Raw genomic sequence first — 22699 nt, 5'->3', positions numbered from 1 at the left:
TCCGAAGGGGGGACGACGCCTGGCGGCTGGTGCGCAAGGTTGCCGGAGGCACGGCTCCGGGCGCGGCGACGGCCCGCCCGGAAAGCGGCGCCTCAGCGGCGCGAGCGGCGCGTGCGCGTGATCAGCGCCCAGATCACCATGCCGATATAGGCCAGGCTCAGCACGATCAGCGTGTGCCAGGCATAGGTGGCAAGGGCCGCGCCCGCAGCGGCGACGCCGACCAGGAAGTACTTCACGTTGCCGCGCTGGATCCGCGTCGTCTTGAAGGACCAGGTCGGCAGCGAGCTGATCATCAGCAGGCCCATGACGATCATGTGCAGGCTGATCACCAGCGGCGGCACCACCGGCCCGTCGGCAAAGGCGAAGGACAGGTAGAGCGGCAGCATCACCACCAGCGCCCCGGCGGGGGACGGCACGCCCTCGAAATAGGCGCCGCCGAGGCCGCCGCCGGTCTTGCTGCCGACATTGAACCGCGCCAGCCGGAACACGCAGCACACCGCATAGACCAGCACCGCGATCCAGCCGATGCCGCGGATGTCCTGCAGCGCCCAGAAATACAGCGTCAGCGGCGTCGCCACGCCGAAATTGACGAAATCCGCCAGCGAGTCGAGCTCCGCCCCGATCTTGCTGGCCGATCCCAGCGCGCGCGCCAGCCGCCCGTCCAGCCCGTCGAGGATCCCGGCAACGATGATCAGCTGGACCGCCAGCTCGTAATTGCCGTGGACCCCGGCCCGGATCGCGGTCAGCCCGGCGCAGATCGCCGTGACGGTCAGCATGTTCGGGAGGAGCAGGATCGGCGAGAAGGCCTTCTGCTCGCTGCGGGGGCGTTTGGGCGCGCGCGCCATGGCTCAGCTCCTGTCCAGTTCGGCGATGACGGTCTCGCCCGCCACCATGGTCTGGCCGAGGCTGACCATCGGTTCAACCCCCGGCGGCAGGTAGACGTCGAGCCGCGAGCCGAAGCGGATCAGGCCGAAGCGCTCGCCGGTCGCCAGGCGCGCGCCGGGCTTGACGAAGCAGACGATGCGCCGCGCCACGAGGCCCGCGATCTGCACCACCGCGATCTGGCGGCCGTCGGCCATGCGGATCGCCAGGCTGTTGCGCTCGTTGTCCTTGCTGGCCTTGTCGAGCGAAGCATTGAAGAACTTGCCCGGGCGGTAGGCCACGGCGGCGATCTCGCCCGCCACCGGCATGCGGTTCACATGGCAGTTGAACACGCTCATGAAGACGCTGACCCGGGTCAGCGGCGTGTCGTCCATGCCGAGCTCCGCCGGCGGCACCGCCGGTTCGATCAGCGACACGATCCCGTCGGCGGGGCTGACGACCAGGCCGGGGCGCTGCGGCGTCACCCGCTCGGGGTCGCGGAAGAAGTAGTAGCACCAGACCGTCAGGCCGACGCCGACCCAGCCCAGCGGCTCCCAGAGCAGGAACAGCAGCAGCGTGACGGCAGCGAAGATCGCCACGAAGCGCCGTCCCTCCGGGTGCATCGGCTTGATGAATGTGTCGCGCATCCGCATGGATTGCAGTCCCCTTCCGTGTTTTTCGCGGGACAGTCATAGGGAGATTGGCGGAAGGCACAAGGGCAGCGCCGCCCGGCGCGCGCCAAGGTGACTCGACTCCGTCCCGCGACTCCCGCTAGATGAGAACAGAAACGGAACATCCGTGCTGCCACACCGATGCCTGCCAAACGCGTTCTCTCGCTCTGGTTCCCCCGGATGGGGGCCGAACGGTGCCTGCGCCTCGAAAGGGGGACGCTGATGGCGCCGCTTGCCGTGCTGTGCGACGCAAATGGCGCGCAGGTGATCTCCAGCCTCTGCGCCGGGGCCTCGGCCGCCGGGCTGCGCCCGGGCCAGCCCTTGCGCGACGCGATGGCGATGTGCCCCGCGCTGGTCACGCGGCGCTCGGCACCGCCGAGATCGACGGCACCGTTGCCTTCGATGCGCCCTGGGACCTCGACGCGCTGGAAACCGCGCGGCCGCAGCCCCGCCATATCGAGCTGAGGCGGTCGCGCGCCGGCTGGGGCGAGCTGGAGCTGCAGGCCCGCGGCATGCTCGACATCGATGCCGAAGGCGTGCCAGAGGGCGAGGTGACGGTCCGCGCCACCAACTGGAAGGCGATGCTGCAGGTCGCCGAGCAGAGCGGCGCGCTGAACCCCGATCTGGCGAAGCTGATCGAGGGCGGGCTGAACCTGCTGGCGCGGATGGGCGGCTCGGGCGACGCGATCGACGTGCCGCTGTCGTTCAAGGACGGACGGATGGCGCTCGGCGGGCTGGTGCCCCTCGGCGCGGCGCCGCGGATCGTGCTGCGCTGAGCCCCGGGGCCCAGCGTCCTTTCACCGGCAATAGGGGCCGGAGCGGTAGCTCGCGGTATCCAGGTGGAAATGGTTGGCATGGAACCGGTCCGAGCGGGGCCCCAGCACCGTGCCGAAGATCCCGCAGGCCGCCTCGTGCAGCGCATGCAGCAGCGGCCCCTCGCGGCGGGTGCCCCAGTCGTCGAGCACGGTGATCTCGCTGCCGTCGCGCAGGGTGAAGCCGCCGATGTCGATCGCCCTGCCCCGGCCATGCTCGGACATCTTGTTGCCCGCCACGCCGTTGCGCGGGCGGCAGGAATAGCTGGCCATCACCTTCAGCTCGGCGACGCCGCCGCCGCGCCGCCCGACCGCGCGCTGCTGCCGCGGCTGGCGGGAATGCTGGCGCCGGGCGGCGTGCTGGCGGTGCAGTCGCCGCGCCAGCAGGAGGCGCCGTCGCACCGGCTGCTGCGGGAACTGTCGGAGGCGCTCTATCCGCATCTCTTCGACTGGAGCGGCTGGCAGGACGATGTCCGCGGCCTGGCGGAATACGACCGGATCCTGTCGGCTTTCGGCGAACTGGACCTGTGGGAGACCACCTATGTGCAGCTCCTGGCGCCGGATGCCGAGGCCCATCCGGTGCGCCGCTTCACCGAGGCGACGGCAGGACGGCGGGTGCTCGACCAGCTGGATGCGGGGCAGGCCGAGGCCTTCCTGACCGGCTATGATGCCGAGCTTGAAACGCATTACCCGCGCCGCTCCGACGGCTCGGTTCTGTTTCCGTTCCACCGCAGCTTCCTCGTGCTGCGCGTGCCGGAGGCCTGAGACATGCCCGCGCTCGAACCCACGGACTTCTCGGGCCGCATCGTCTGGCTGGGGCAGGTTGCCGACCGCGGCGCCGCGCTGGCTTCGGTCCCGCTGGGCGCGCTGCGCTTCGGCTTCGACGGGCCGGAGGGAGAGGCCCATGGCGGCGGCATCCGACCCTCCTGCAGCCGGGTGACGAAGCAGCATCCCAAGGGCACGCCGATCCGCAATGTCCGGCAGGTTTCCATCGTCTCGGAGGAAGAGCTGGCGGAAGTTGCGGAGCGGCTGGAGATCGAGCGGCTCGACCCGGCCTGGATCGGCGCGACGCTCTGCCTGTCGGGGCTGCCGGACCTGTCGCTGCTGCCGCCGTCGAGCCGGTTGCAGGGGCCGGACGGCACCACGCTGGTGGTCGACATGGCGAACCAGCCCTGCCATCTGCCCGATCCGGTGATCCGCGCCGCCACCGGGCGGGACACGCTGGCGCGGTCCTTCCGCACGGCGGCGCGCGCGCTCGGGCGAGGCCTACCGCGCCTTCCAGGCCGCTGCCGAGCCGCCCCGCCAGGAGCTGATCCGCCGCCTGAACCAGGTGCCGGGCGCCACCCACCGGCTGGTCGAGATGCGCGCCGACCTGCTTCGCCTGTCGCGCGATGCGCCGGATCTGCGGGCGCTCGACCAGGATTTCCGGCATCTCTTCCGCTCCTGGTTCAACCGCGGCTTCCTGGTGTCGCGCCCCGTCACCTGGGACAGCCCGGCGAGCGTGCTGGAAAAGATCATCGCCTATGAGGCGGTCCATGCGATCCAGAGCTGGGACGACCTGCGGCTGCGGCTTGCCCCCGCCGACCGGCGCTGCTTCGCCTTCTTCCACCCGGCCATGCCGGAGGAACCGCTGATCTTCGTCGAGGTGGCGCTGACCAGCGGCATTCCCGGCTCGATCCAGGGGTTGCTCGACGACGACCGCGCGGCACTGTCCGCCGCCGAGGCCGATACGGCGGTGTTCTACTCGATCTCGAACTGCCAGGCGGGGCTTGCGGGCATCAGCTTCGGCAATTTCCTGATCAAGCAGGTCGCCGCCGACCTCGCCGCCGAGCTGCCCGGGCTGAAGACCTTCGTCACGCTGTCGCCGATCCCCGGGCTGATGCGCTGGATCGGGGCCGAGGGGCTGGCGCATGATCCTGCCGACCATGCCGGGATGCGTGCGCTGGCGGCGCGCTACCTGCTTCATGCGCGGCGCCCCGACGGGACGCCGGCCGATCCGGTTGCGCGGTTCCATCTGGGCAACGGCGCGCAGGTCCATGCCGTCCATGGCGGCGCCGACACCTCGCCGAACGGGCTGGCGCAATCCGGCGGCGCGATGGTCAATTACCTGTATGACCTTGCAAAAGTCACGCCGAACCACGAGGCCTATGCGCAGCGCGGCGAGATCGCCGCCTCGCAGCCCGTCCGGGCGCTCGCCGCCCATAACGAGACCACCAGAGCCAGGGAAAAGACAGATGGCTAATCCGCTCTACGACACGCTTTTCGGCAAACATGCGGGCAGCACCCGTCCCTTCCTCCATCTCGCCGATGGCAGCACGGTGAGCCATGCCGAGTTCCTGCGCCGCGCCGCGCGGATGGCCCATGCGCTGAACGCCTGCGGGCTGGAACCGGGCGACCGGGTGGCCGTGCAGGTGGAGAAATCCCCCGAGGCGCTGGCGCTCTATGCCGCCGCGGCGCAGGCCGGGGTGATTTTCCTGCCGCTCAACACCGCCTATACCGCGGGCGAGCTCGACTATTTCGTGACGAATTCCGGGGCGAAGCTCCTTGTCTGCGACGGCGGCAAGGAGGCGTCGCTGTCCGAGATGGCAACCCGCTGCGGCGCGCGGCTGGAAACGCTGAATGCCGACGGTTCGGGGACGCTGGCGGAGATCGCCCGCGCCATGCCCGCGGATTTCGCGACCGTGGACCGCTCGGGCGGAGATCTGGCCGCCTTCCTCTACACCTCTGGCACCACGGGGCGCTCGAAGGGCGCGATGCTGACCCAGGACAACCTCTTGTCGAATGCGCTGACGCTGGTCGAGCACTGGCGCTTCACCGACCGGGACGTGCTGATCCACGCGCTGCCGATCTTCCACACCCACGGGCTTTTCGTGGCGACCAATGTCATGTTGGCGGCCGGCGGCGCGATGGTCTTCCTGCCGAAATTCGACCTCGACCAGGTTCTGGCGGCAATGCCCGGCGCCACCTCGATGATGGGCGTGCCGACCTTCTACACCCGGCTGCTGTCCGATCCGCGCTTCACCGGCGATCTGGCGAAGGGCATGCGGCTCTTCATCTCGGGCTCGGCGCCGCTTCTGGCCGAAACCCACCGCGAGTTCGAAGCCCGCACCGGCCACCGCATCCTCGAGCGCTACGGCATGACCGAGACCAACATGAACACCTCGAACCCCTATGACGGCGAGCGCCGCGCGGGCACGGTGGGGATGCCGCTGCCGGGGGTGGAGCTGAAGGTGACCGATCCGGAGACCGGCGAGGCGCTGCCGCAGGGCGAGGTCGGCATGATCGAGGTGCGCGGCCCGAACGTGTTCAAGGGCTATTGGCAGATGCCCGAGAAGACCGCGGCCGAGCTGCGCGAGGACGGGTTCTTCATCACCGGCGATCTCGGCATGGTCGATCCGGACGGCTACGTAACAATCGTCGGGCGCGGCAAGGACCTGATCATCTCGGGCGGCTACAACATCTATCCCAAGGAAATCGAGCTGGTGCTCGACGAGCAGCCCGGCGTGCTGGAAAGCGCGGTGATCGGCGTGCCGCATCCCGATTTCGGCGAGACCGTGCTGGCCGTGCTGGTGCCGCAGAAGGGCGCCGGGCCGGACATCGCCGCGATCGAAGCCACGGTTGCCGCCGATCTGGCGCGGTTCAAGCATCCGCGCCGCTACGTGATCCTCGACGAGCTGCCGCGCAACACGATGGGCAAGGTCCAGAAGAACGTGCTGCGCGACGCCTACAAGGACGCCTTCGCCCCGGCCTGACCGCCCGCGCCGGCCTGGCGGCGGGGCGGGGCCCTGCGGCCTCGGGACGATACGGGAAGCCGAAAATCCAGTAGAACGCATTCAGGAGCGCCGCGCCCACCGCCACGGCACCGATCGGCGCAGCCGCGCCGAGCTGGCCGACGACCGCTGTGTCGACCGCGCCGACCAGCGGCACGGTGGCGTTCGAGATCACCATCGGCCCGGCGATCCGCCAGACCCTCGCATGGGTCAGCGGCAGCGCCGCAACGGGAAGCTCACTCATCCTGCGGCATCAGGAAATGCCCGGTGCCCTGGGCGAAGAGACGGCTGCGGTTGTCCTGCCAGGCCTCGACATGGACCGAGGCATAGCGCCGCCCCGAGCGGTTCACCCGCGCCGCGCATAGGCGTCGCGCGGCAGGCCGGGCCGCAGGAAGTCGGTGGTGAAATCGATCGTCTTCGGCATCCGCAGCCGGTGGCCCGGATCGCGCAGCGCCTCGACGGTGACGGCGCCGGTCTCGATCTGCTGCCAGAGCGGCCCCCAGGCCAGCTCGATCAGCGCGGTCACTTCCAGGAAGGCCGCGGTCACCCCGCCATGCAGCGCCGGCAGCTCGGGATTGCCGATCAGATCCGGCGAATAGGTCAGCAGCCCGGTCAGCTCGTCGCCGCGCCGCTCCATCGAGGCGCCGATGAACTTCATGTAGGGGATGCGCGCCTGCAGCGCCTGCAGCGCCGCGTCGCGCCGTTCCTTGATCACCTGCACCGGTTCCGGGGTCATTGCCCTGCCCCCTTGCGGCCGGAGGCGGTGAAGGCGCCGGTCGCGGCGGCGACGGGGCGGTCCTCGTCGCCCCCGGTCCAGGCCTGCGCGCGCACGAAGGCGACCGTGCGGGTGACATGATAGCATTCGGCGCGGGCATAGATCGTCTTGCCGGGCGCCGCCGGGCGCATGTAGTCGATCCGCAGGTCGAGCGTCGCGGTCACCTGCTCGGCCACGTCGGGATGGGTGATCACCGCCCCGCCCGAACAGGTATCCATCAGCGTCGATACCGCGCCGCCATGGATCACGCCGGTTTCGGGATCGCCGACCAGCCGCTCCGACCAGGGCATCGACAGGATCGCCATGCCCGGCTCCACATGCTCCACCTTCAGCCCCAGCGCCCGCGCCTGCGGCAGCAGGTCGGTGAAGGTCTTCATGTCTTTTAAAGCATCAGGGCTCATCACGATTCTCCTGGCCCAGATATTGTGGCATTGAGTCTTCAGGTCCATATCCATGACGCGAGGTTGCTGACGCAGCGTGCCGAATTGCCTCAGTCTCCGCGCCCCGCTAGCATTTGCCGAGGGAGGACCCAAATGACTGCCGACGCCGACGGCACCCCGCGCCTGACCTTCAAGGAGATGTGCGCCAAGTTCGACGTGACGCCGCGCACGCTGCGCTACTACGAATCCATCGAATTGCTGTTTCCCGAACGGGACGGCTCCGCGCGCTTCTACGGGCCGCGCGAGCTGGCGCGGATGACGCTGATCCTGCGCGGCCGCCGCTTCGGCTTCGCGCTCGAGGAAATCCGGCAATGGCTTCTGATCTACGAGGAAGAGGGCACCGAGGCGCAGATGCAGGCCTGGACCGATCTGGCGACGCGGCAGCTCGAAACCCTGGAGGATCAGCACCGGGAGCTCGGCAAGACCATCGAAGAGCTCCGCGCGCTGCGCGACCAGTTGGCGCAGAGCGGCTCCAGCCATGACCTGGACGCATAGCTGCCGTAGCGTAAATTGAGAACAACTTGTTTTGACAAGCCAATTCTTTTCCGTGACGTGACGTTCCGCTTACGTAGGGGTCAAGTGGTGTTGTAACCGCCTTACGCAGAGTACATGTGCCGCCGTGTCTACTGGCGGAAACAAGAGAAAAAGCAATGACGACGCAAGAAGAAACGATGACCATCCGTGCCATGTGCGACGCCTTCGGCGTGACCGCGCGTGCGCTGCGGTTTTACGAGTCGAAGGAACTGCTCGGACCGATCCGCATCGGCCAGAAGAGGCTCTACACGAAGCGCGACCGCGCACGCCTGAAACTGATCCTGCGCGGCAAGCGCTTCGGCTTCAGCCTAGAAGAGATCCGCCAGCTTCTGGACCTGTACGATCCGGCCGACCAGCAGAACACCCAGATGCGCGAGGCCCTGCGCCTCGGCCGGGTGCATCTGGCCGAGATGACCGAACAGCGCGACGCGCTGACCCAGGCGATCAACGACCTGCAGCAACAGCTCGACTGGGGCGAGGAGCAGATCGCGGAACTGGGAAAGACTGAGGCGGCCTGAGCCGCCGCACGGCGCAGCCCCCCGCAAAGAGGGGGCGCGCCGCCTTTCGGAGGCCGGACCCGCCGGGTCCATCGCAGGGAGAGAGACCATGCCGAGCTACGCGGCACCCACCCGTGACATCCAGTTCGTGCTGCAGGATCTGCTGCGCCTGGGCGAAAGCCCGCTGCCGGGCCATGCCGATCTCGATGCCGATTTCACCGCACAGGTCCTCGAAGAGGCCGGACGCCTCGCCACTGAGGTGCTCGCGCCGCTGAACGCGGCCGGCGACCGGCAGGGCTGCCGACTGGAAAACGGCACGGTGCGCACTCCCGACGGCTTCCGCGAGGCCTACCGCGCGGTCTGCGACGGCGGCTGGATCGGGCTTGACTGCGACCCGGATTACGGCGGCCAGGGCATGCCCTACGTGATGAACTGCGCCGTCGGCGAGATGTTCGTCTCGGCCAACATGGCCTTCAACATGTACCAGGGCCTCAGCCACGGCGCGATCTCGGCGATCCACGCCCATGGCTCGGACGCGCAGAAGGCTACCTATCTGCCGAAGATGGTCGCGGGCAGCTGGTCGGGCACGATGAACCTGACCGAACCGCATTGCGGCACCGATCTGGGGCTGATCCGCACCAAGGCGGAACCGCAGGAGGACGGAAGCTACGCCATCACCGGACAGAAGATCTGGATTTCCGCAGGCGAGCACGACCTGACCGAGAACATCATCCATCTGGTGCTTGCGAAGATCCCCGGCGGCCCCGAGGGCGTGAAGGGGATCAGCCTCTTCATCGTGCCGAAATTCCTCGTCGGCGAAGACGGCTCCCTCGGCGACCGCAACGGCGTGACCTGCGGCGGGCTCGAGGAGAAGATGGGGATCCACGGCAACGCCACCTGCGTGATGCATTACGACGGCGCGACGGGCTTCCTGATCGGCGAGATGCACAAGGGCATGCGCGCCATGTTCACCATGATGAACGAGGCGCGGCTCGGCGTCGGCCTGCAGGGGCTGGCGCAGGGGTCGGTCGCCTACCAGAACGCCGCAGCCTTCGCGAAAGACCGGCTGCAGGGCCGCGACGTGACCGGCGCGAAGAACCCCGATGGCCCCGCCGACCCGATCATCGTCCATCCCGACGTGCGCCGCGGGCTGATGATGCAGAAGAGCTTCGTCGAGGGCGGCCGCGCGCTGGCGCTCTGGGGCGCGACGCTGATCGACGCCGCCCATGCCGGAGACGAAGACGCCGAGGCGCTGATCTCGCTGCTGACCCCGGTGATCAAGGGCTTCCTGACCGACAAGGGCTTCGAGACGGCCGTGCTGGCGCAGCAGACGCTGGGCGGGGCAGGCTTCACCCGCGACTGGGGTCTGGAACAGTTCGTCCGCGACGCGCGCATCACCATGGTCTACGAGGGCACCAACGGCGTGCAGTCGCTGGACCTGGTGGCGCGCAAGCTGCCCGCGCAGGGCGGCAAGGCGATGATGGCCTTCTTCGAGATGGTGAAGGCCTTCTGCAGGGAAAACCCGGGCGACGACATGGCCGCCTTCACCGGCCCGCTCAAATCCGCGTCGAAGGACCTGCAGGCGGCGGGGATGTTCTTCCTGCAGTCAGGCACCAAGGACCCGAACGCAGCGCTCTCGGGCAGCTACGACTTCCTGCATCTCTTCGGCCATGCGGCGCTTGGCCTGATGTGGGCGCGGATGGCGAAGGTATCGCTGGAGAAACTCGCCGCCGGCGAGGGCGATCCCGCCTTCTGGCAGGCCAAGCTGGCAACCGGACGCTTCTACATGGCCCGGCAGCTTCCCGCGACCGCGCTCCATCTCGCGCGCATCACCTCGGGCGCCGAGCCCGTCATGGCGCTGGAGGCCGACGCGTTCTGACCGGTCCCGTCCCGGCCGCAGAGCCGGGACCTCCCCCGTTTCCGCAGGCTCAGCGCAGGATCGGCGGCGCGTCCGGGTTCATGCCGGGTGCGGCGCGCTGCAGCGGCTCCTCCGGCTTCGGCAGATCGAAGCGCAAGCCGACCTTCGCCAGCTGCGGCGCGATCCCGTCCGAGGCCGGGAAGAAAGCGACATCGAGCTCGCCCGCCGCCAGCCCCGAAAAGATCAGCGCCTCGTGCACCGCCCGCGCCAGCGCGGGTTCGGCGCCGGGCACGGCATCGATGAAGGCCAGCAGGTGGCCGCGCCGTCCGTCGGCATAGGTCACCGCCACCAGATAGGCCAGATCGGCCAGTCCCGCAGCGGTGGCGAGCTTGCCGTCGATCCCCTCGATCAGCGGTTCCGGCAGCCCGGCCGGCGAGCGCACCTCCGAGGGGCGCGCCTCGCCTTCCTCGGGGCGGTGCTGCAGCTGGGCGTTCAGCCACTCCACCGCCTCGGGCCCGAGCAGCGTCGCCGAGGGCGCCACGTCGAGATTGACCCCCAGCCCGATCCCCTGCCCGGCCAGCATCTCGACCAGCACCCGGCCGGACATGCCGGCATAGGGCGCGATCCCGCCGGCGAATTCCGACAGCCGCGCCTCTCGGTCGAAGACCAGCACCACCGGCCCGGTCTCGAGCTCGAAGACCCGCGGCGTGATGCGGTCGCCTTCGGCCTCGCGGTCGAGCAGCAGGAACAGTTCGGACGCGCCGAGCGCGCCGTAGAAGCCCAGCCGCGCCGAATCCCCGGCAGGGGCGGCCTCCATCCTGGCATGGGCAAGGTCGAGCGGGGTCCGTTCGGCAGCATCGATCATCGGGGACATCCTCCGGAAACTTGCGCGAACCGTACTTTGCTGCTCTGCAGCATGCAAGCCGGCCCGCGGGTCAGGCCGGGCGGACCGCCTCCATTTCCCGGGCCAGCGCGATGTCCTTTTCCGTCAGCCCGCCCGCGTCATGCGTGCTCAGCGTCACCTCCACCCGGTTCCAGACATTGCGCCAGTCGGGATGGTGATTGGCCGCCTCGGCCGCGAAGGCCACCCGCGCCATGAAGGCGAAAGCCTCCGGAAAGCCGCCGAATTTGAAGCTCTTGGCGATGGTGCTGCCGTCGCCGCTGCGGGTCCAGCCCGCCGCTGCGAGATCCGGGGCGATCCCGGACAGGTCCAGCTCGGGCGCGATCAGTTCGGTCATGGGCACTCCCTCCTGTGCTGCCCGGCAACCTAGCACGCCGCCCCGCTCCCGCCAGCCTGCCGGGAAAATCCACGCCCCGGCAATAATGCCGCGGCCGCAGCCCGGTCTGTCACACCCGCGACACAGAGAATCGCTACCCCAGCGGAAAAGAGAGCGAGCGAGGACATGTCAGGTCAGCTACCCCCCATGCGGTTCACGGGCGCGCGCATCCTGCGCGACGGCGCCCTGCAGGAGCGCTCCATCGCGATTGCCGAGGGCCGGATCACCAAGGGGCCGCTGCCGGCGGTCGACATGAGCGGCTACCTGATCCTGCCCGGCGTGATCGACATGATGGCGGCCCGCCCGGCGCGGCGCGGCGGCTGGACCGATGCGGCCGAGATGCTCGGAGCCGCCGGGGCTTGTCCCGGCAATGCCCGCGCCGCTGGTGCCGGACTAGCTGTCCCGGCGCCGCGGCGCCGGGCCGGGGCCGGTCGTCAGTGGACGTAGACCGGCGTCAGGTCGTTCTGGCGTGCCAGGATGAAGGCCAGCTTGCGGTCGCGGACGATCGCCAGCCGGTCGCCGTTCGGTGCATGCACCGAATAAGGCGCGGGAATGTCCGCGGTCGCGTCCTTCAGCTCGTCGGGAAGCGAGGCCTTGTCGACCGCCCGCACATAGACGGTCCGTGCCCCTGGGCGTCCTGCGGTGCTGCGATATGTGCCCTCGGGTCTGCCATGATGTTCACCCCTTGTTGATCTCGATCCGCTGGATGACGTTCTCCAGCTCGGGCCGGGACAGGTCGATATGCAGCAGCCCGTGCTCCATCGACGCGCTGCGGACCTCCACCCCGTCGGCCAGCACGAAGCTGCGCTGGAACTGCCGCCCGGCGATTCCGCGGTGCAGGAAGACCCGCTCGCTCAGATCGTCGCGCAGGCGGCCCCGGACCACGAGCTGGCGGTCTTCCACCGTGATCGACAGGTCGTCCTCGCTGAACCCGGCAACGGCCAAGGTGATGCGGTAGGACCGGTCGGAGGTCTGTTCGATGTTGTAGGGCGGATAGCCTTCGTTTCCGCTCTTGGCCGTCCGTTCGACCAGCCGCTCCAGCTGCTCGAAGCCCAAGAGGAACGGATGCGTCCCCAGTGTCGTCTTGGTCATGTCTCGTCCTTGGATAAAGCGACGGATGCGCGGCCCCGTGCGGCGGCCTGCCTGAATCATATGGGGACGGACGGGCGGCATGCAAGCATGGGCGCGACGCAGCGCTTCCCAGACGGAGTTTCCTCGGTTATATTGGGCGTTACCGGTTCCAGGAGTACGGGTATAGCATGAACGCGCACATTGAAATGACCGAAGAGGAAGTGCTGAAGGTCAAGATCGAAGTGCTGCGCCGCGAGCATCGCGATCTCGACCATGCCATTGCGGCCCTCGAGGACACCGGCCGCGCCGACCAGCTGGCGCTGCGCCGCTTCAAGAAGCAGAAGCTCGCCATCAAGGACGAGATCTCGCGGATCGAGGACCGGCTCTACCCCGACATCATCGCCTGAGGCGCGGCACCCCCGCCCTGTCCCGCCCCGGCCGCAGAGCCGGGGCCTCCCGGCTGCCCCGCGGCCGTCGTTTCGGTGTTTGCAGCCCCGCGTTCAGCCGCTATATCCCGGGCTTCGTGCAGCAGACGATGCAGAGGTGACGCGGTGACGGACAAGGTTGAGGTCGGAATCATCATGGGCAGCCAGTCGGACTGGCCCACCATGAAACTGGCGGCGGACATTCTCGACGAGCTGGGGATCGCCTACGAGACCCGCATCGTCTCGGCGCACCGCACCCCCGACCGGCTGTGGAGCTATGGCAAGGAGGCGGCCGGGCGCGGCCTCAAGGTGATCATCGCGGGCGCCGGCGGCGCGGCGCACCTGCCGGGCATGATGGCGTCGAAGACTTGGGTGCCGGTGGTCGGCGTGCCGATCCAGACCCGCGCGCTCTCGGGCGTCGACAGCCTCTATTCCATCGTCCAGATGCCCAAGGGCTTCCCGGTCGCAACCATGGCGATCGGCGCGGCGGGCGGCGCCAATGCCGGGCTGATGGCTGCGGGCATCCTCGCCACCTCCAACCCGGAGATTGCCGAACGGCTGACCGCCTGGCGCGACGCGCTTTCCGCATCCATTCCCGAGGTCCCCTCCGATGACTGACGCCCCCCTTGCCCCCGGTTCGACCATCGGCATTCTCGGCGGCGGCCAGCTCGGCCGCATGCTGGCGCTGGCCGCGGCGCGGCTCGGCCTGAAATGCCATGTCTACGAACCTGCCGCCGAGTGCCCGGCCGCGCAGGTTGCCGACCGCCACACCGCCGCCGGCTATGACGATGCCGCCGCGCTCGAGGCCTTCGGCAAATCGGTCGACGTGATCACCTACGAATTCGAGAACATCCCGACCGCGGCGCTCGACCTGCTGGGCGGGCTCGCCCCGATCCGTCCCGGCCGCCGCGCGCTCGAAGTCTCGCAGGACCGGCTGACCGAAAAGACCTTCCTGTCGGAGCTGGGCCTCGCCACCGCGCCCTTCGCCGACATCCCGGATCTGGCCGCGCTCGAATCCGCGCTCGCCGCCATCGGCACGCCCGCGATCCTGAAGACCCGCCGCTTCGGCTATGACGGCAAGGGCCAGGTCCGCATCAAGGACGCGTCCGGGGCCGCCGCGGCCTTCGCCGAACTGAAGGGCGCCCCGGCGATCCTCGAGGGCTTCGTCAACTTCTCCTGCGAGATCTCGGTGATCGGCGCGCGCGGCACGGACGGAGCCGTCGCCTGCTACGATCCCGGCGAGAACGTCCACCGCGACGGCATCCTGCACACCACCACCGTGCCCGCGAAAATTCCGGGCAAGCTCAGGACCGACGCGGTGCTGCTGGCGGGCCGCATCCTCTCGGCGCTCGACTATGTCGGCGTGATGGGGGTCGAGCTCTTCGCGACGCCCGCGGGGCTCGTCGTCAACGAGATCGCGCCGCGCGTCCACAATTCCGGCCACTGGACCCAGACCGGCTGTTCGATCTGCCAGTTCGAGCAGCATATCCGCGCCGTCGCGGGCTGGCCGCTGGGCCGGGCTGAGCGCCATTCCGATGTCGAGATGCTCAACCTGATCGGCGACGACGTGGCGAAGGCGCAGGAATTTGCCGCCGACGGCGAGACCGCGATCCATCTCTACGGCAAGACCGAGGCGCGCCCCGGCCGCAAGATGGGCCATGTGAACCGCATCCTGCCCGCCCAGGGCTGACGGACGCCCCCGTCAGGGCCCCGCAGGGCCCTGTCAGACCTCCTCGAAGGGCCGCGGATAGCGCAGCGCCACCGAGGCCGAGGCGGTTTCCGGCGCGATCGGGAAAAGCCCGGTATATTGTTCGGGATAGGGGCTGGCGAGCTGCGCCGGCCCGCCGAAGACGAAGCCGAAGCGCCGGTAGTAGAGCGGATTTCCGACCACCACGACCGCAGCCGCCTTCGCCTGCCGCGCCTCGTCCAGCCCGTAGCGCACCAGTTCGCTGCCGATGCCCTCGTTCTGCCGCAGGGTGGTCACCGAAACCGGGGCCAGCGCCCACCAGCCCGAGGGCACGTCGAGGCGCGAAAAGCAGATATGGCCGACGATCCGGCCCTTTTCCACTGCCACCAGCTCCAGCGCGACGGCACCGGCCTTGCGCAGGTTCTGGATCAGCCTGTGCTCGTTGTTCTCGCCGAAGCTCGACACGACGAGGACGCTGATCTCGGTGTGGTCCTCCGGCTGAACCTTCCTGATTTCGAGCACTGTCCGACCTTTCGCTGCCATGCTGTTTCGATTTGCACACCGGCCTTCGCCCAAGGCAAGCCTCCTGCCGGCGCCCGGCCGCCACCGCGACACCGGGTCCCTCCCCCGCGTCAGGCAGAAACCGCCTGACGCAACGACATCTTTCGCGCTAGGGAGGACCCGAGAGGGTGCGGCCGGACCGCAGGACAGGGCATCGGGAGACAGGGATGCAGATCGCCGACACGCTGGAGCTCCAGCTTTTCGACATGGTGAATGCCGCGCGGCTGGCGGAGGGTCTCGGCGCCCTGGTGCTCGAGCGCAACCTCAACGGCTCCGCAGCGATCTACAGCGGCGTCCTTCTGGAGACCGGCACCTTCAGCCATGACGGTCCCGACGGCTCCACCGCGCGGCAGCGGATCGAGGCGGCGGGCTTCGACTTCAAGGCCCCCTGGGGCACCGGCGAGAACCTCGGCGTGCGCACGGCGGACACGCCGGGCGAGAGCCATGGCGAGGTGCTGGAGCTGATCTTCGCGGCGCTGATGGACAGCACCAGCCACCGCGCGAACCTCCTCGACCCCGCCTTCGAGCTGATCGGCCTCGGCGTCGAAATCGGCCCCTACAGCCGCTTCGATGACCGCCCCGCGCTGATGGTCACCCAGCATTTCGGCCATACCGGGGGCATCGCCGACCTGCAGATCATGGGCAGCGACGGCGCCGAAACGCTCCGGGGCGGCGAAGGCGACGATTATCTCGACGGCGGCGCGGGCTTCGACCTCCTGGCGGGCGGGCGCGGCGATGACGAGATGCACGGCGGCCAGGGCCGCGACGAGCTGCGCGGCGGCCAGGGGTCCGCGACGTGACCACCGGGCTGCTGCTGCCCGCCACCCAGCTGGAGGCGGCGGGCTTCGGCCTGACCATCGGCGCCGACGCGGCGCATGTCTCGCGCTCGAGCTATCTGCCGTCGAGCCGCGGCTACGAGCTGACCGACATGCGCTACCGGGCGCGGGCCGGCGGATTGTGGCGCTGGGGGCAGGGGCGGCAGGTCTTCTACGGCGTCACCTGGCTCAGCGAGGAATTCGAGGCGCAGCCCGAAGGCCAGGTGGTCGGCTCGATCCACGTGAACTGGCGGTTCTAGCTGCCCTGACCGCGGCGGCGGCAGGCCGGCGGTCTCTTCCGCGGCAGTCTCCTTCGAGGAATGCGCCCGGCGGGCCGGCGCCGCGCCATCGTGAACACGGAGAGGCGGGGGGCAATTGCATGCAGCGTCCTGCCGCCATGCTGCCTGGCGACGGCTTGGCGCCTGAAGTCGGTGCTGTGGCGTCCGGGACCGGGCTTTCTTTTTCCGGAAGCCAGCGGGAGGTCAAGTCAGCCGGCCCGCTTGCGCCATCCGCAGCGACGCATGTCAAAGCACGGTCATGTTTGTCGGGGCGTTGCGCCATCCTTTGCGGGTCTTCCGGGCCCATGTGGTCGATCGCTTGTGCCTGATGATGGCGGGGGCGGGAAGGCTGAAGAGAGGAGATCGCCGTGCTGCCGCAAGACCGGAGCCCGTCGCCGAGGGCGCCAAGCCATGCGCAGGCCAGGCTCCGGAATCGCCGGGGTCCGCCGCTTCGGCGGCTGCGACAAGTCATGTCCGGTCCTCGTGCCTAAGGGGCTCTGGCACAGATGGAGCGTGCCGCTTGTTGAGACGGGCCGAGGCATGAGCCGGTTGCTGAAACGGTCTGAGCGTGCCCCGGCGATCGGATGGCCTGCGTGACGCGGCCCGGCCAGCGGCCGATGTCCCGCGACCTCGATCGGCATGTTGCGGGGAATCAGGGCCGGGCGGCAGCCATGCACCGCGTCTCTGCCCTCGGCGGGCGTCATGTCTTTGTTCGTGCCGTGCCGCGACGGCATGTCATGGAAGCTGGCGATGGCCGGCGTCCGGATGCGCAACGACATCCTTCCGGCAGTGCAGCGCATTGGCCGGATGTTCCCGTGGTGCCGCCAAAGGGGGCGGAGTGGGGAAGGACATGCTCCGGCCCGGAATGCCTCCGGATGATCTGTCCCGGCGATTGGATAAATGGCCCGGAATGGCCCGGTCGAGGCCGATTCCAGGCCGTGCCGGTCGGCGCGCGGACCCAGCCGCCGGCCGCAAGCGTGCCGCTCCGGCATGTGACGCGTCACGCCGCCTGGCTTCGTCGGGGCCGAGGCACGGGACAGCTTTGCCGGGACGAGGACGCGACGTGCTGCCGGGCGTGGTCGTGGTGATGGCGGCGGCGCTGGTCGCCTTCGGCATGGTGCTGGTGCCGCTCGGCTTCGTGCCGGCCGCGGCGATCTTCCTGGTGCTGTCGATCCGCTTCCTGTCGGGCCGCGGCTGGGGCTTCGCGCTGGCGGTGGGCGCGGGCAGCCTGGTGGCGATCTGGCTGGTCTTCCGCATCGTCTTCACGGTGCTCCTGCCCGCGGGCATCCTGCCCGAGGCGGAACTCGTCCAGGCGCTGCGCGACCTCTTTGCCGGGGGGACCCGGTGATGGATGCGCTCCTGGCTTTCCTGACCGTCTTCACCCATCCCGAACTGCTGCTGATGGTCGGGCTCGGCACCTTCGCGGGCGTCTATGTCGGCGCGATCCCGGGTCTGTCGGTCACCATGGCGGTGTCGATCCTGATCTCCTTCACCTTCTCCTGGGAGGTGCTGCCGGCGATCTCGCTGATGATCGGCATCTACATGGGCGGGGTCTATGGCGGCTCGCGCACCGCGATCCTCCTGAACATCCCCGGCGCGCCCTCGGCGATCGCCACCGCGCTCGACGGCTATCCGATGGCGCAGCGCGGCGAGGCGGGGCAGGCGATCGGCGTGACCACGGTGATGTCCTTCCTCGGCGGTCTCCTCGGCATTGCGGTTCTGGCCATGGCGGCGCCGGTCGTGTCGGACTTCGCGCTGACCTTCCAGCCGCGCGACTACATGCTGCTCGCCGTGCTCGGCATCCTGCTGGTCGGATCGCTCTCCACCGGCTCGCTGGTCAAGGGCATCTTCTCGGGCGCGCTGGGGCTCGCCGTGGGCTCGGTCGGGCTCGACCCGCTGACCTTCACCGAGCGCTTCACCTTCGGCGTGCCGCTCCTGCAGGGCGGGATCAGCTTCATCGCGGTGATGATCGGCATGTTCGGCGTCTCCGAGGCGCTGATCCAGCTCCAGCATGTCAACAGCGCCGCCGTGCGCCAGAAGATCGACCGCATCGTGCCGTCCTGGGGCACCGTGAAGAAGCACCTGCCGCTCAGCATGCAGACTTCCTTCATCGGGGTGATCATCGGCGCGCTTCCCGGCACCGGCGGCGACATCGCGGCGCTGATGGCCTATGACCACGCCAAGCGGGTGACCAAGAAGCCGTCGCGGCCCTTCGGCAAGGGCGCCATCGAAGGCCTGGTCGCGCCCGAGACGGCCAACAATGCCGCCGTCGGCGGAGCCTTCATCCCGATGATGACGCTGGGCATTCCGGGCGACGCGGTGACCGCGATCATGATCGGCGCGCTTTTCATCCACGGGCTGAACCCCGGCCCGATGCTGATGGTGACGCAGCCCGACATGTTCTGGGTGATCGTCGGCGCGCTGGTGACCGCGAACTGCTTCATGCTGCTCTTCGGCCTGACCGGCATCCGGCTCTTCACCAAGCTCGTCGAGATGCCGCGCGCGGTGCTGATCCCGCTGATCATGCTGCTGTCGATCGTCGGCGCCTATGCGGTCAACAACTCGGTGACCGATGTCTACTGGATGCTCGGCTTCGGCGTGTTCGGCTATTTCATGCGCCATTACGGCTATCCGCTGGGACCGGTGATCCTGGGCGTGATCCTGTCGCGGCTGCTCGACGACAACTGGCGCCGGGCGATCATTTCCGAGCGCGAGGATCTGGGCGCTTTCTTCCACGGCATCGTGACGAGCCCGCTGTCGCTGGCGCTCTCGGCGGCGGTGGTTCTGATCTTCCTGTCGCAGACGCCGCTCTGGCGGATGGCGAAGGAGAAGCTGGTGCATCGGCGCACGGCCGCCAGCTGAGTTCCGGGGCCTCCCTTCCCGGCCGGCAGCCGCCCTCCTCCCGGGGCGGCTGCCGTTTTTTCCGGGCCAGGCCGCCGCCTAGCGCCAGAAGACCAGGCGGCGTTCTAGGAAGGAGACGAAGCCGAAGAAGGCGAGGCTGGCCGCCGAGGCCACGAAGATCGCCGCCCAGACCTGGACGAAGTCGATCACGATCACCGCCTGGTAGATCACCCAGCCGAGCCCGCCATAGGCGCCCAGCATCTCGGTGACGATGGCGACGATCAGGCTGCGCACGGTCGAAAGCCGCATCCCCGACAGGATCAGGGGCAGCGCGGTCGGCAGGCGCAGCTTCCACAGGATCGCGGCGCGGCTGGCGCCGAAGCTGCGCATCAGGTTCACGCTGCGCTCGTCCACCCGGTCGAAGCCTGCCAGCGCCGAGACGAACATGGTGAAGCTGACCGCGACGGCGACCATCACCACCTTCGACCCGGCGCCCATGCCGAACCACAGCAGGATCAGCGGCGAGAAGGCGACGATCGGCACCGAGTTGACTGCGGTGGCGGCGGGCACGATCACCCGGCGCAGCACCGGCACCAGCGTGACGCAGAGCGCCAGCGCCACGCCGACCGCGCCGCCCAGCAGGTAGCCGCCGAAGGCCTCGCCCAGCGTGTAGACGGCCGCGCCCCCCAGCACGTCGCGCGCGGTCCAGAACCGCAGCAGGATCTCGGAGACGGCGGGCAGGATGTAGGCAGGCAGGTCGAAGCCCCGCGCCGCGATTTCCCAGATCAGGAACAGCGCGCCGCCGCCGAGGAGGCCGCGGGCCAGCGCATGGCGCGAGGGGGTCATGGGATCATGGGTCATGCGGTTTCGCCTCCCCAGAAGACGATGCGTTTTTCCGCCCAGCCGATGGCGGAGAAGAAGGCGATGCCGAGCGCGGCGGCACAGAGGATGGCGGCCCAGATCGCGACCATGTTCTCGGCATACATGCCCTGCAGCAGCAGGACGCCGAGCCCGGTCGTGTCGCCGAACCATTCGCCGACCACTGCGCCCGAGAGCCCCAGCGCCGAGGCGATGCGCAGCGCGACGAAGATATGCGGCAGAGCGGTCGGGAAGCGCAGCTTGCGCATGATCACGGCATCCGAGGCGCCGAAGCTCTGCATCAGCTGCACCTGCTTCTGGTCGACGGTGCGCATCCCGAGGAGCGTGTTCACGGTGACCGGGAAGAAGGTCAGGTAGAAGACGATGACGGCCTTGGCCAGGATCGTGTTGCCGAACCACATGACCACCAGCGCGCCGAAGGCGATGACGGGAATGGTCTGGGACACGATGAAGATCGGGAAGACGGTCTCGCGCAGGAAGCGCAGCCGCGAGAAGGCGACGCCGATCCAGACGCCGAAGAGTGCGCCCGCGCCGAAGCCCAGCAGCACCTCGGTGCCGGTGCGGAGGATCGCGTCGCGATAGGCGGCAGGCGTGCGCAGGATCGCCTCGAGCACCATCGAGGGGCGCGGCAGCACATAGGGGCGGATGCCGAAGGCGAGGATGATCAGCTCCACCGCCACCAGCACCGCGGCCAGAGCGAGCAGGCCGCGCAGCAGGGGAAGCACGGCGCCGAAGCGCCGTGCAGCGGGGAAGGCCCCCGCGGATGCCGGGATTGCCGTCATTGCGGCAGGCGCTCCGCCGCCGGGATGGCATCGACGAACTGGCTGTCGAAGGCCGCTTCCAGATCGATCGGGCCGCCCAGCACCTCGTAATCGACGAGGATCTGGTGGGCGCTGCTGACGGCGTCCATGTCGATGGCGAAGAGTCCGTCCTCGGCGGCGGCACCGGCCAGCATGATCTTCTCGATCTCGTCGAGCATGAATTCCTGGTGCGGCCGTTCCAGCGTCGGCGCCTCGCTGAGGATCAGGTCGATCGCCGCTTCCTTGTCGGCGAAGGTGTCGAGCCAGCCCTTGACCGAGGCGCGCACGAAGCCCTGCACCAGCTCGGGGTTCTCGGCGGCGAAGTCATTGCCGACGATCAGCGTGTCGCGCGGGAAGGAGACGCCGTAATCCTCGGGGACGAAGCGCTTCAGGTTGTCTTCGCCGACGCGGGTCATCAGCGTGTAGTACTCGTTGTAGCGGGTCGCGGTGACGACATCGACCTGGCCGTCGACGAAGGGCGTGACCGAGACCTGCTGCGGCTGGATGCTCATGGCCGAACGGTCGAGCCCGTTGGCGGCCAGCATGCCGAAGAGCACATAGTTGGCACCGGTGAACCAGGTGGTGATGTCCGCGTCCCGGAAATCGGCGATCTCCTGCACCGGGCCGTCGGCTTTGGAGACGAAGACGAAGGGGGTTTCCTGATGGGCGATGCCGATGCAGGTGATCGGCAGGCCCTTCTCGACCGCCGCGAAGACGGAGTCGGTGCCGCCCGACAGGCCGAACGTGTCCGAGCCGGTGGCGACCAGGTTCTCGGTCAGCAGGTTCGGGCCGCCCGGATTGATCGTCAGGTCGAGCCCCTCTTCGGCGTAATAGCCCTTTTCCTTGGCCATGTAGAAGCCAACGAACTGCGCCTGCGGCAGCCATTTGAGCCGCAGCGAGACCTCGGTCAGGTCCTGCGCCATGGCGGGCGCGCCGAGAACCGCGGCAGAGGCGGCGGCACCGAGGGTCGAAAGGAAGGAACGTCGTTTCATGGGTAGTCTCCGTGCTGGTTGAAGGGCCCGGTTCCGCCCGGGCTCCGGCTGCGGCCCTAATGCGAGGACGGACCGAAGGTCTTCATGCTCTCTTCCTCGATCGCATCGAGCAGATCGCGCTTGAGAGCGATGAATTCTGGGGAGGTGACGAGGTCGGCATTGCGCGGCCGGGGCAGGTCGACCTTGCGCTCGAGCTTGATCGCGCCGGGCCGGGCGGTCATCACCAGCACGCGGTCGCCGAGGAAGATCGCCTCGTCGACATCGTGGGTGATGAACAGCACGGTGCGGCGGTGCTTTTGCCAGACATCGAGCAGCCAGCGCTGCATCATCGTGCGGGTCAGCGCGTCGAGCGCGCCGAAGGGCTCGTCGAGGAGCATCAGGTCGCGCTTGAACATGAAGGTCCGCATCAGCGCCACGCGCTGGCGCATGCCGCCCGACAGCTCGTGCGGATACTGCTTCGCGAAGCCTGCAAGCCCGAATTCCGGCAGCATCCGCTCGGCTTCCTTGCGCGCCTCGGCGCGGTTGGCGCCCTCGATCTCCAGGGGCAGGATCGCGTTGTCGATCACGTTGCGCCAGGCCAGCAGCAGGTCGCGCTGCGGCATGAAGGAGACATTGCCCAAGAGGTCGCGCGCCATGACGGACCGGCCCTCGAAGCGCAGCACCGAGCCGCTGTCGGGTTCCTCGAGCCCCGAGACGATGTTGAACAGCGTGGACTTGCCGCAGCCCGAGGGGCCGACGACGGTGACGAATTCGCCGGGCTGGACCTTCAGGTCGACGCCCTTGATCGCCTGCACCTCGCCGAAGGTCTTCGAGAGGTTGCGCAGGTCGAGGATCGGCTCTGCGGGTTCGGTCATG

General features: G+C 68.8%; 27 protein-coding genes and 4 pseudogenes. 16 read left to right on the top strand and 15 right to left on the bottom strand.

Going from position 1 to position 22699, the window contains the following annotated elements:
• Positions 1–92: 92 nt before the first annotated feature.
• A complete protein-coding gene (locus C7T91_RS12095) occupies positions 93–845 on the bottom strand; it encodes a CDP-alcohol phosphatidyltransferase family protein (RefSeq protein ID WP_108259483.1) in 753 nt (250 codons plus the stop codon).
• Positions 846–848: 3 nt separating this feature from the next.
• Positions 849–1514 carry a phosphatidylserine decarboxylase gene (locus C7T91_RS12090; protein ID WP_108259482.1) on the bottom strand — a complete coding sequence of 222 codons (666 nt, stop codon included), beginning with the start codon at positions 1512–1514 and terminating at the stop codon, positions 849–851.
• A gap of 359 nt (positions 1515–1873) precedes the next feature.
• Between C7T91_RS12090 and C7T91_RS12085 the strand changes: the two genes are divergently transcribed.
• Positions 1874–2308: a DUF2125 domain-containing protein gene (locus tag C7T91_RS12085; protein ID WP_407943291.1), complete on the top strand. Its 435-nt coding sequence runs from the start codon at positions 1874–1876 to the stop codon at positions 2306–2308.
• A 21-nt stretch (positions 2309–2329) separates the two neighbouring features.
• On the opposite strand, the gene C7T91_RS12080 is transcribed toward C7T91_RS12085, so the two are convergent.
• Complete coding sequence (locus C7T91_RS12080) at positions 2330–2785, bottom strand: extensin-like domain-containing protein (protein WP_236638183.1); 456 nt, start codon at positions 2783–2785, stop codon at positions 2330–2332.
• On the opposite strand from C7T91_RS12080, the gene C7T91_RS35490 reads away from it, so the two are divergent.
• The 4 genes and pseudogenes from C7T91_RS35490 to C7T91_RS12065 all read left to right on the top strand — a co-directional run bounded on the left by C7T91_RS35490 (position 2684) and on the right by C7T91_RS12065 (position 6096).
• Entirely contained in the window at positions 2684–3109 is a 426-nt protein-coding gene (locus C7T91_RS35490; protein ID WP_236638207.1) for a class I SAM-dependent methyltransferase, read from the top strand. The genes C7T91_RS12080 and C7T91_RS35490 overlap by 102 nt on opposite strands.
• Positions 3110–3112: 3 nt before the next feature.
• A pseudogene (locus C7T91_RS39425) lies at positions 3113–3532 on the top strand (MOSC domain-containing protein); the annotation flags it as partial.
• A gap of 67 nt (positions 3533–3599) precedes the next feature.
• Positions 3600–4586 (top strand): annotated as a pseudogene (locus tag C7T91_RS12070) (malonyl-CoA decarboxylase); the annotation flags it as partial.
• Positions 4579–6096 (top strand): malonate--CoA ligase, encoded by a 1518-nt coding sequence (locus C7T91_RS12065; protein WP_108259478.1) that lies wholly within the window; start codon positions 4579–4581, stop codon positions 6094–6096. The pseudogene C7T91_RS12070 and the gene C7T91_RS12065, both read left to right, overlap by 8 nt.
• Positions 6097–6151: 55 nt before the next feature.
• On the opposite strand, the pseudogene C7T91_RS35485 reads toward C7T91_RS12065, so the two are convergent.
• The 3 genes and pseudogenes from C7T91_RS35485 to C7T91_RS12050 all read right to left on the bottom strand — a co-directional run.
• A pseudogene (locus tag C7T91_RS35485) lies at positions 6152–6358 on the bottom strand (MATE family efflux transporter); the annotation flags it as partial.
• A pseudogene (locus C7T91_RS12055) lies at positions 6351–6850 on the bottom strand (PaaI family thioesterase). The pseudogenes C7T91_RS12055 and C7T91_RS35485, both read right to left, overlap by 8 nt.
• Positions 6847–7290 (bottom strand): PaaI family thioesterase, encoded by a 444-nt coding sequence (locus C7T91_RS12050; protein ID WP_108259477.1) that lies wholly within the window; start codon positions 7288–7290, stop codon positions 6847–6849. Before C7T91_RS12050 ends, C7T91_RS12055 begins: the two are co-directional and overlap by 4 nt.
• A gap of 132 nt (positions 7291–7422) precedes the next feature.
• On the opposite strand from C7T91_RS12050, the gene C7T91_RS12045 reads away from it, so the two are divergent.
• The 3 genes from C7T91_RS12045 to C7T91_RS12035 all read left to right on the top strand — a co-directional run bounded on the left by C7T91_RS12045 (position 7423) and on the right by C7T91_RS12035 (position 10239).
• Entirely contained in the window at positions 7423–7824 is a 402-nt protein-coding gene (locus tag C7T91_RS12045) for a MerR family transcriptional regulator (RefSeq protein ID WP_108259476.1), read from the top strand.
• A gap of 155 nt (positions 7825–7979) precedes the next feature.
• Positions 7980–8381, top strand: a complete 402-nt coding sequence (locus tag C7T91_RS12040) for a MerR family transcriptional regulator (protein ID WP_108259475.1) — start codon at positions 7980–7982, stop codon at positions 8379–8381.
• A gap of 88 nt (positions 8382–8469) precedes the next feature.
• Positions 8470–10239 carry an acyl-CoA dehydrogenase C-terminal domain-containing protein gene (locus C7T91_RS12035; RefSeq protein ID WP_108259474.1) on the top strand — a complete coding sequence of 590 codons (1770 nt, stop codon included), beginning with the start codon at positions 8470–8472 and terminating at the stop codon, positions 10237–10239.
• Between the two features lie 49 nt (positions 10240–10288).
• Here the strand turns inward: C7T91_RS12035 and C7T91_RS12030 are convergent, their stop codons facing one another.
• Complete coding sequence (locus tag C7T91_RS12030; RefSeq protein ID WP_108259473.1) at positions 10289–11083, bottom strand: SseB family protein; 795 nt, start codon at positions 11081–11083, stop codon at positions 10289–10291.
• Positions 11084–11153: 70 nt separating this feature from the next.
• Positions 11154–11444 (bottom strand): 4a-hydroxytetrahydrobiopterin dehydratase, encoded by a 291-nt coding sequence (locus tag C7T91_RS12025; protein WP_236638204.1) that lies wholly within the window; start codon positions 11442–11444, stop codon positions 11154–11156.
• A 198-nt stretch (positions 11445–11642) separates the two neighbouring features.
• Here C7T91_RS12025 and C7T91_RS39420 point away from each other — a divergent pair, with 198 nt between their 5' ends.
• Positions 11643–11942, top strand: a complete 300-nt coding sequence (locus C7T91_RS39420; RefSeq protein WP_407943290.1) for a hypothetical protein — start codon at positions 11643–11645, stop codon at positions 11940–11942.
• On the opposite strand, the gene C7T91_RS35480 is transcribed toward C7T91_RS39420, so the two are convergent.
• Both C7T91_RS35480 and C7T91_RS12010 read right to left on the bottom strand, forming a co-directional pair.
• Positions 11930–12106: a DUF1150 family protein gene (locus tag C7T91_RS35480; RefSeq protein WP_236638182.1), complete on the bottom strand. Its 177-nt coding sequence runs from the start codon at positions 12104–12106 to the stop codon at positions 11930–11932. The two genes, C7T91_RS39420 and C7T91_RS35480, sit on opposite strands and share 13 nt — an antisense overlap.
• A 67-nt stretch (positions 12107–12173) precedes the next feature.
• Positions 12174–12587, bottom strand: coding sequence for an Hsp20 family protein (locus C7T91_RS12010; protein WP_108259470.1), 414 nt, complete (start codon positions 12585–12587; stop codon positions 12174–12176).
• A 167-nt stretch (positions 12588–12754) separates the two neighbouring features.
• On the opposite strand from C7T91_RS12010, the gene C7T91_RS12005 reads away from it, so the two are divergent.
• From C7T91_RS12005 to C7T91_RS11995, 3 genes are all read left to right on the top strand, one after another.
• Positions 12755–12973, top strand: coding sequence for a YdcH family protein (locus tag C7T91_RS12005; RefSeq protein ID WP_108259469.1), 219 nt, complete (start codon positions 12755–12757; stop codon positions 12971–12973).
• A gap of 144 nt (positions 12974–13117) precedes the next feature.
• Positions 13118–13609 (top strand): 5-(carboxyamino)imidazole ribonucleotide mutase, encoded by a 492-nt coding sequence (purE, locus tag C7T91_RS12000; protein WP_269101237.1) that lies wholly within the window; start codon positions 13118–13120, stop codon positions 13607–13609.
• Positions 13602–14681, top strand: a complete 1080-nt coding sequence (locus C7T91_RS11995) for a 5-(carboxyamino)imidazole ribonucleotide synthase (RefSeq protein WP_108259468.1) — start codon at positions 13602–13604, stop codon at positions 14679–14681. Before purE ends, C7T91_RS11995 begins: the two co-directional genes overlap by 8 nt.
• Positions 14682–14714: 33 nt before the next feature.
• On the opposite strand, the gene C7T91_RS11990 is transcribed toward C7T91_RS11995, so the two are convergent.
• Complete coding sequence (locus C7T91_RS11990; protein WP_161555868.1) at positions 14715–15200, bottom strand: GNAT family N-acetyltransferase; 486 nt, start codon at positions 15198–15200, stop codon at positions 14715–14717.
• 206 nt (positions 15201–15406) lie between these two features.
• On the opposite strand from C7T91_RS11990, the gene C7T91_RS11985 reads away from it, so the two are divergent.
• From C7T91_RS11985 to C7T91_RS11970, 4 genes are all read left to right on the top strand, one after another.
• The gene (locus tag C7T91_RS11985; protein WP_108259466.1) at positions 15407–16039 is read left to right on the top strand and encodes a CAP domain-containing protein; all 633 of its coding nucleotides are present in this window, start codon (positions 15407–15409) and stop codon (positions 16037–16039) included.
• Positions 16036–16314, top strand: a complete 279-nt coding sequence (locus C7T91_RS11980) for a lipid A-modifier LpxR family protein (RefSeq protein WP_108259465.1) — start codon at positions 16036–16038, stop codon at positions 16312–16314. The genes C7T91_RS11985 and C7T91_RS11980 overlap by 4 nt, the downstream gene beginning before the upstream one ends.
• 1081 nt (positions 16315–17395) lie before the next feature.
• On the top strand, positions 17396–17680 hold the full coding sequence (locus tag C7T91_RS35470) for a tripartite tricarboxylate transporter TctB family protein (RefSeq protein ID WP_236638181.1): 285 nt from the start codon (positions 17396–17398) through the stop codon (positions 17678–17680).
• Positions 17680–19194, top strand: a complete 1515-nt coding sequence (locus C7T91_RS11970) for a tripartite tricarboxylate transporter permease (protein WP_108259463.1) — start codon at positions 17680–17682, stop codon at positions 19192–19194. Before C7T91_RS35470 ends, C7T91_RS11970 begins: the two co-directional genes overlap by 1 nt.
• A gap of 78 nt (positions 19195–19272) precedes the next feature.
• Here the strand turns inward: C7T91_RS11970 and C7T91_RS11965 are convergent, their stop codons facing one another.
• The 4 genes from C7T91_RS11965 to C7T91_RS11950 are packed head-to-tail and all read right to left on the bottom strand — an operon-like array spanning position 19273 to position 22698.
• A complete protein-coding gene (locus tag C7T91_RS11965; RefSeq protein WP_108259462.1) occupies positions 19273–20034 on the bottom strand; it encodes an ABC transporter permease in 762 nt (253 codons plus the stop codon).
• A complete protein-coding gene (locus C7T91_RS11960; RefSeq protein WP_108259461.1) occupies positions 20031–20834 on the bottom strand; it encodes an ABC transporter permease in 804 nt (267 codons plus the stop codon). The genes C7T91_RS11965 and C7T91_RS11960 overlap by 4 nt, the downstream gene beginning before the upstream one ends.
• A complete protein-coding gene (locus C7T91_RS11955) occupies positions 20831–21844 on the bottom strand; it encodes an ABC transporter substrate-binding protein (protein WP_108259460.1) in 1014 nt (337 codons plus the stop codon). Before C7T91_RS11955 ends, C7T91_RS11960 begins: the two co-directional genes overlap by 4 nt.
• 56 nt (positions 21845–21900) lie before the next feature.
• Positions 21901–22698 carry an ABC transporter ATP-binding protein gene (locus C7T91_RS11950; RefSeq protein WP_201742084.1) on the bottom strand — a complete coding sequence of 266 codons (798 nt, stop codon included), beginning with the start codon at positions 22696–22698 and terminating at the stop codon, positions 21901–21903.
• Between the last annotated feature and the right edge of the window lies 1 nt (position 22699).

Source organism: Mangrovicoccus ximenensis, from assembly GCF_003056725.1.
GTDB classification, from domain to species: Bacteria; Pseudomonadota; Alphaproteobacteria; order Rhodobacterales; family Rhodobacteraceae; genus Mangrovicoccus; species Mangrovicoccus ximenensis.
Note: the sequence above shows the minus strand (reverse complement) of the source record. Positions and strands in the feature narration are given on the sequence as shown.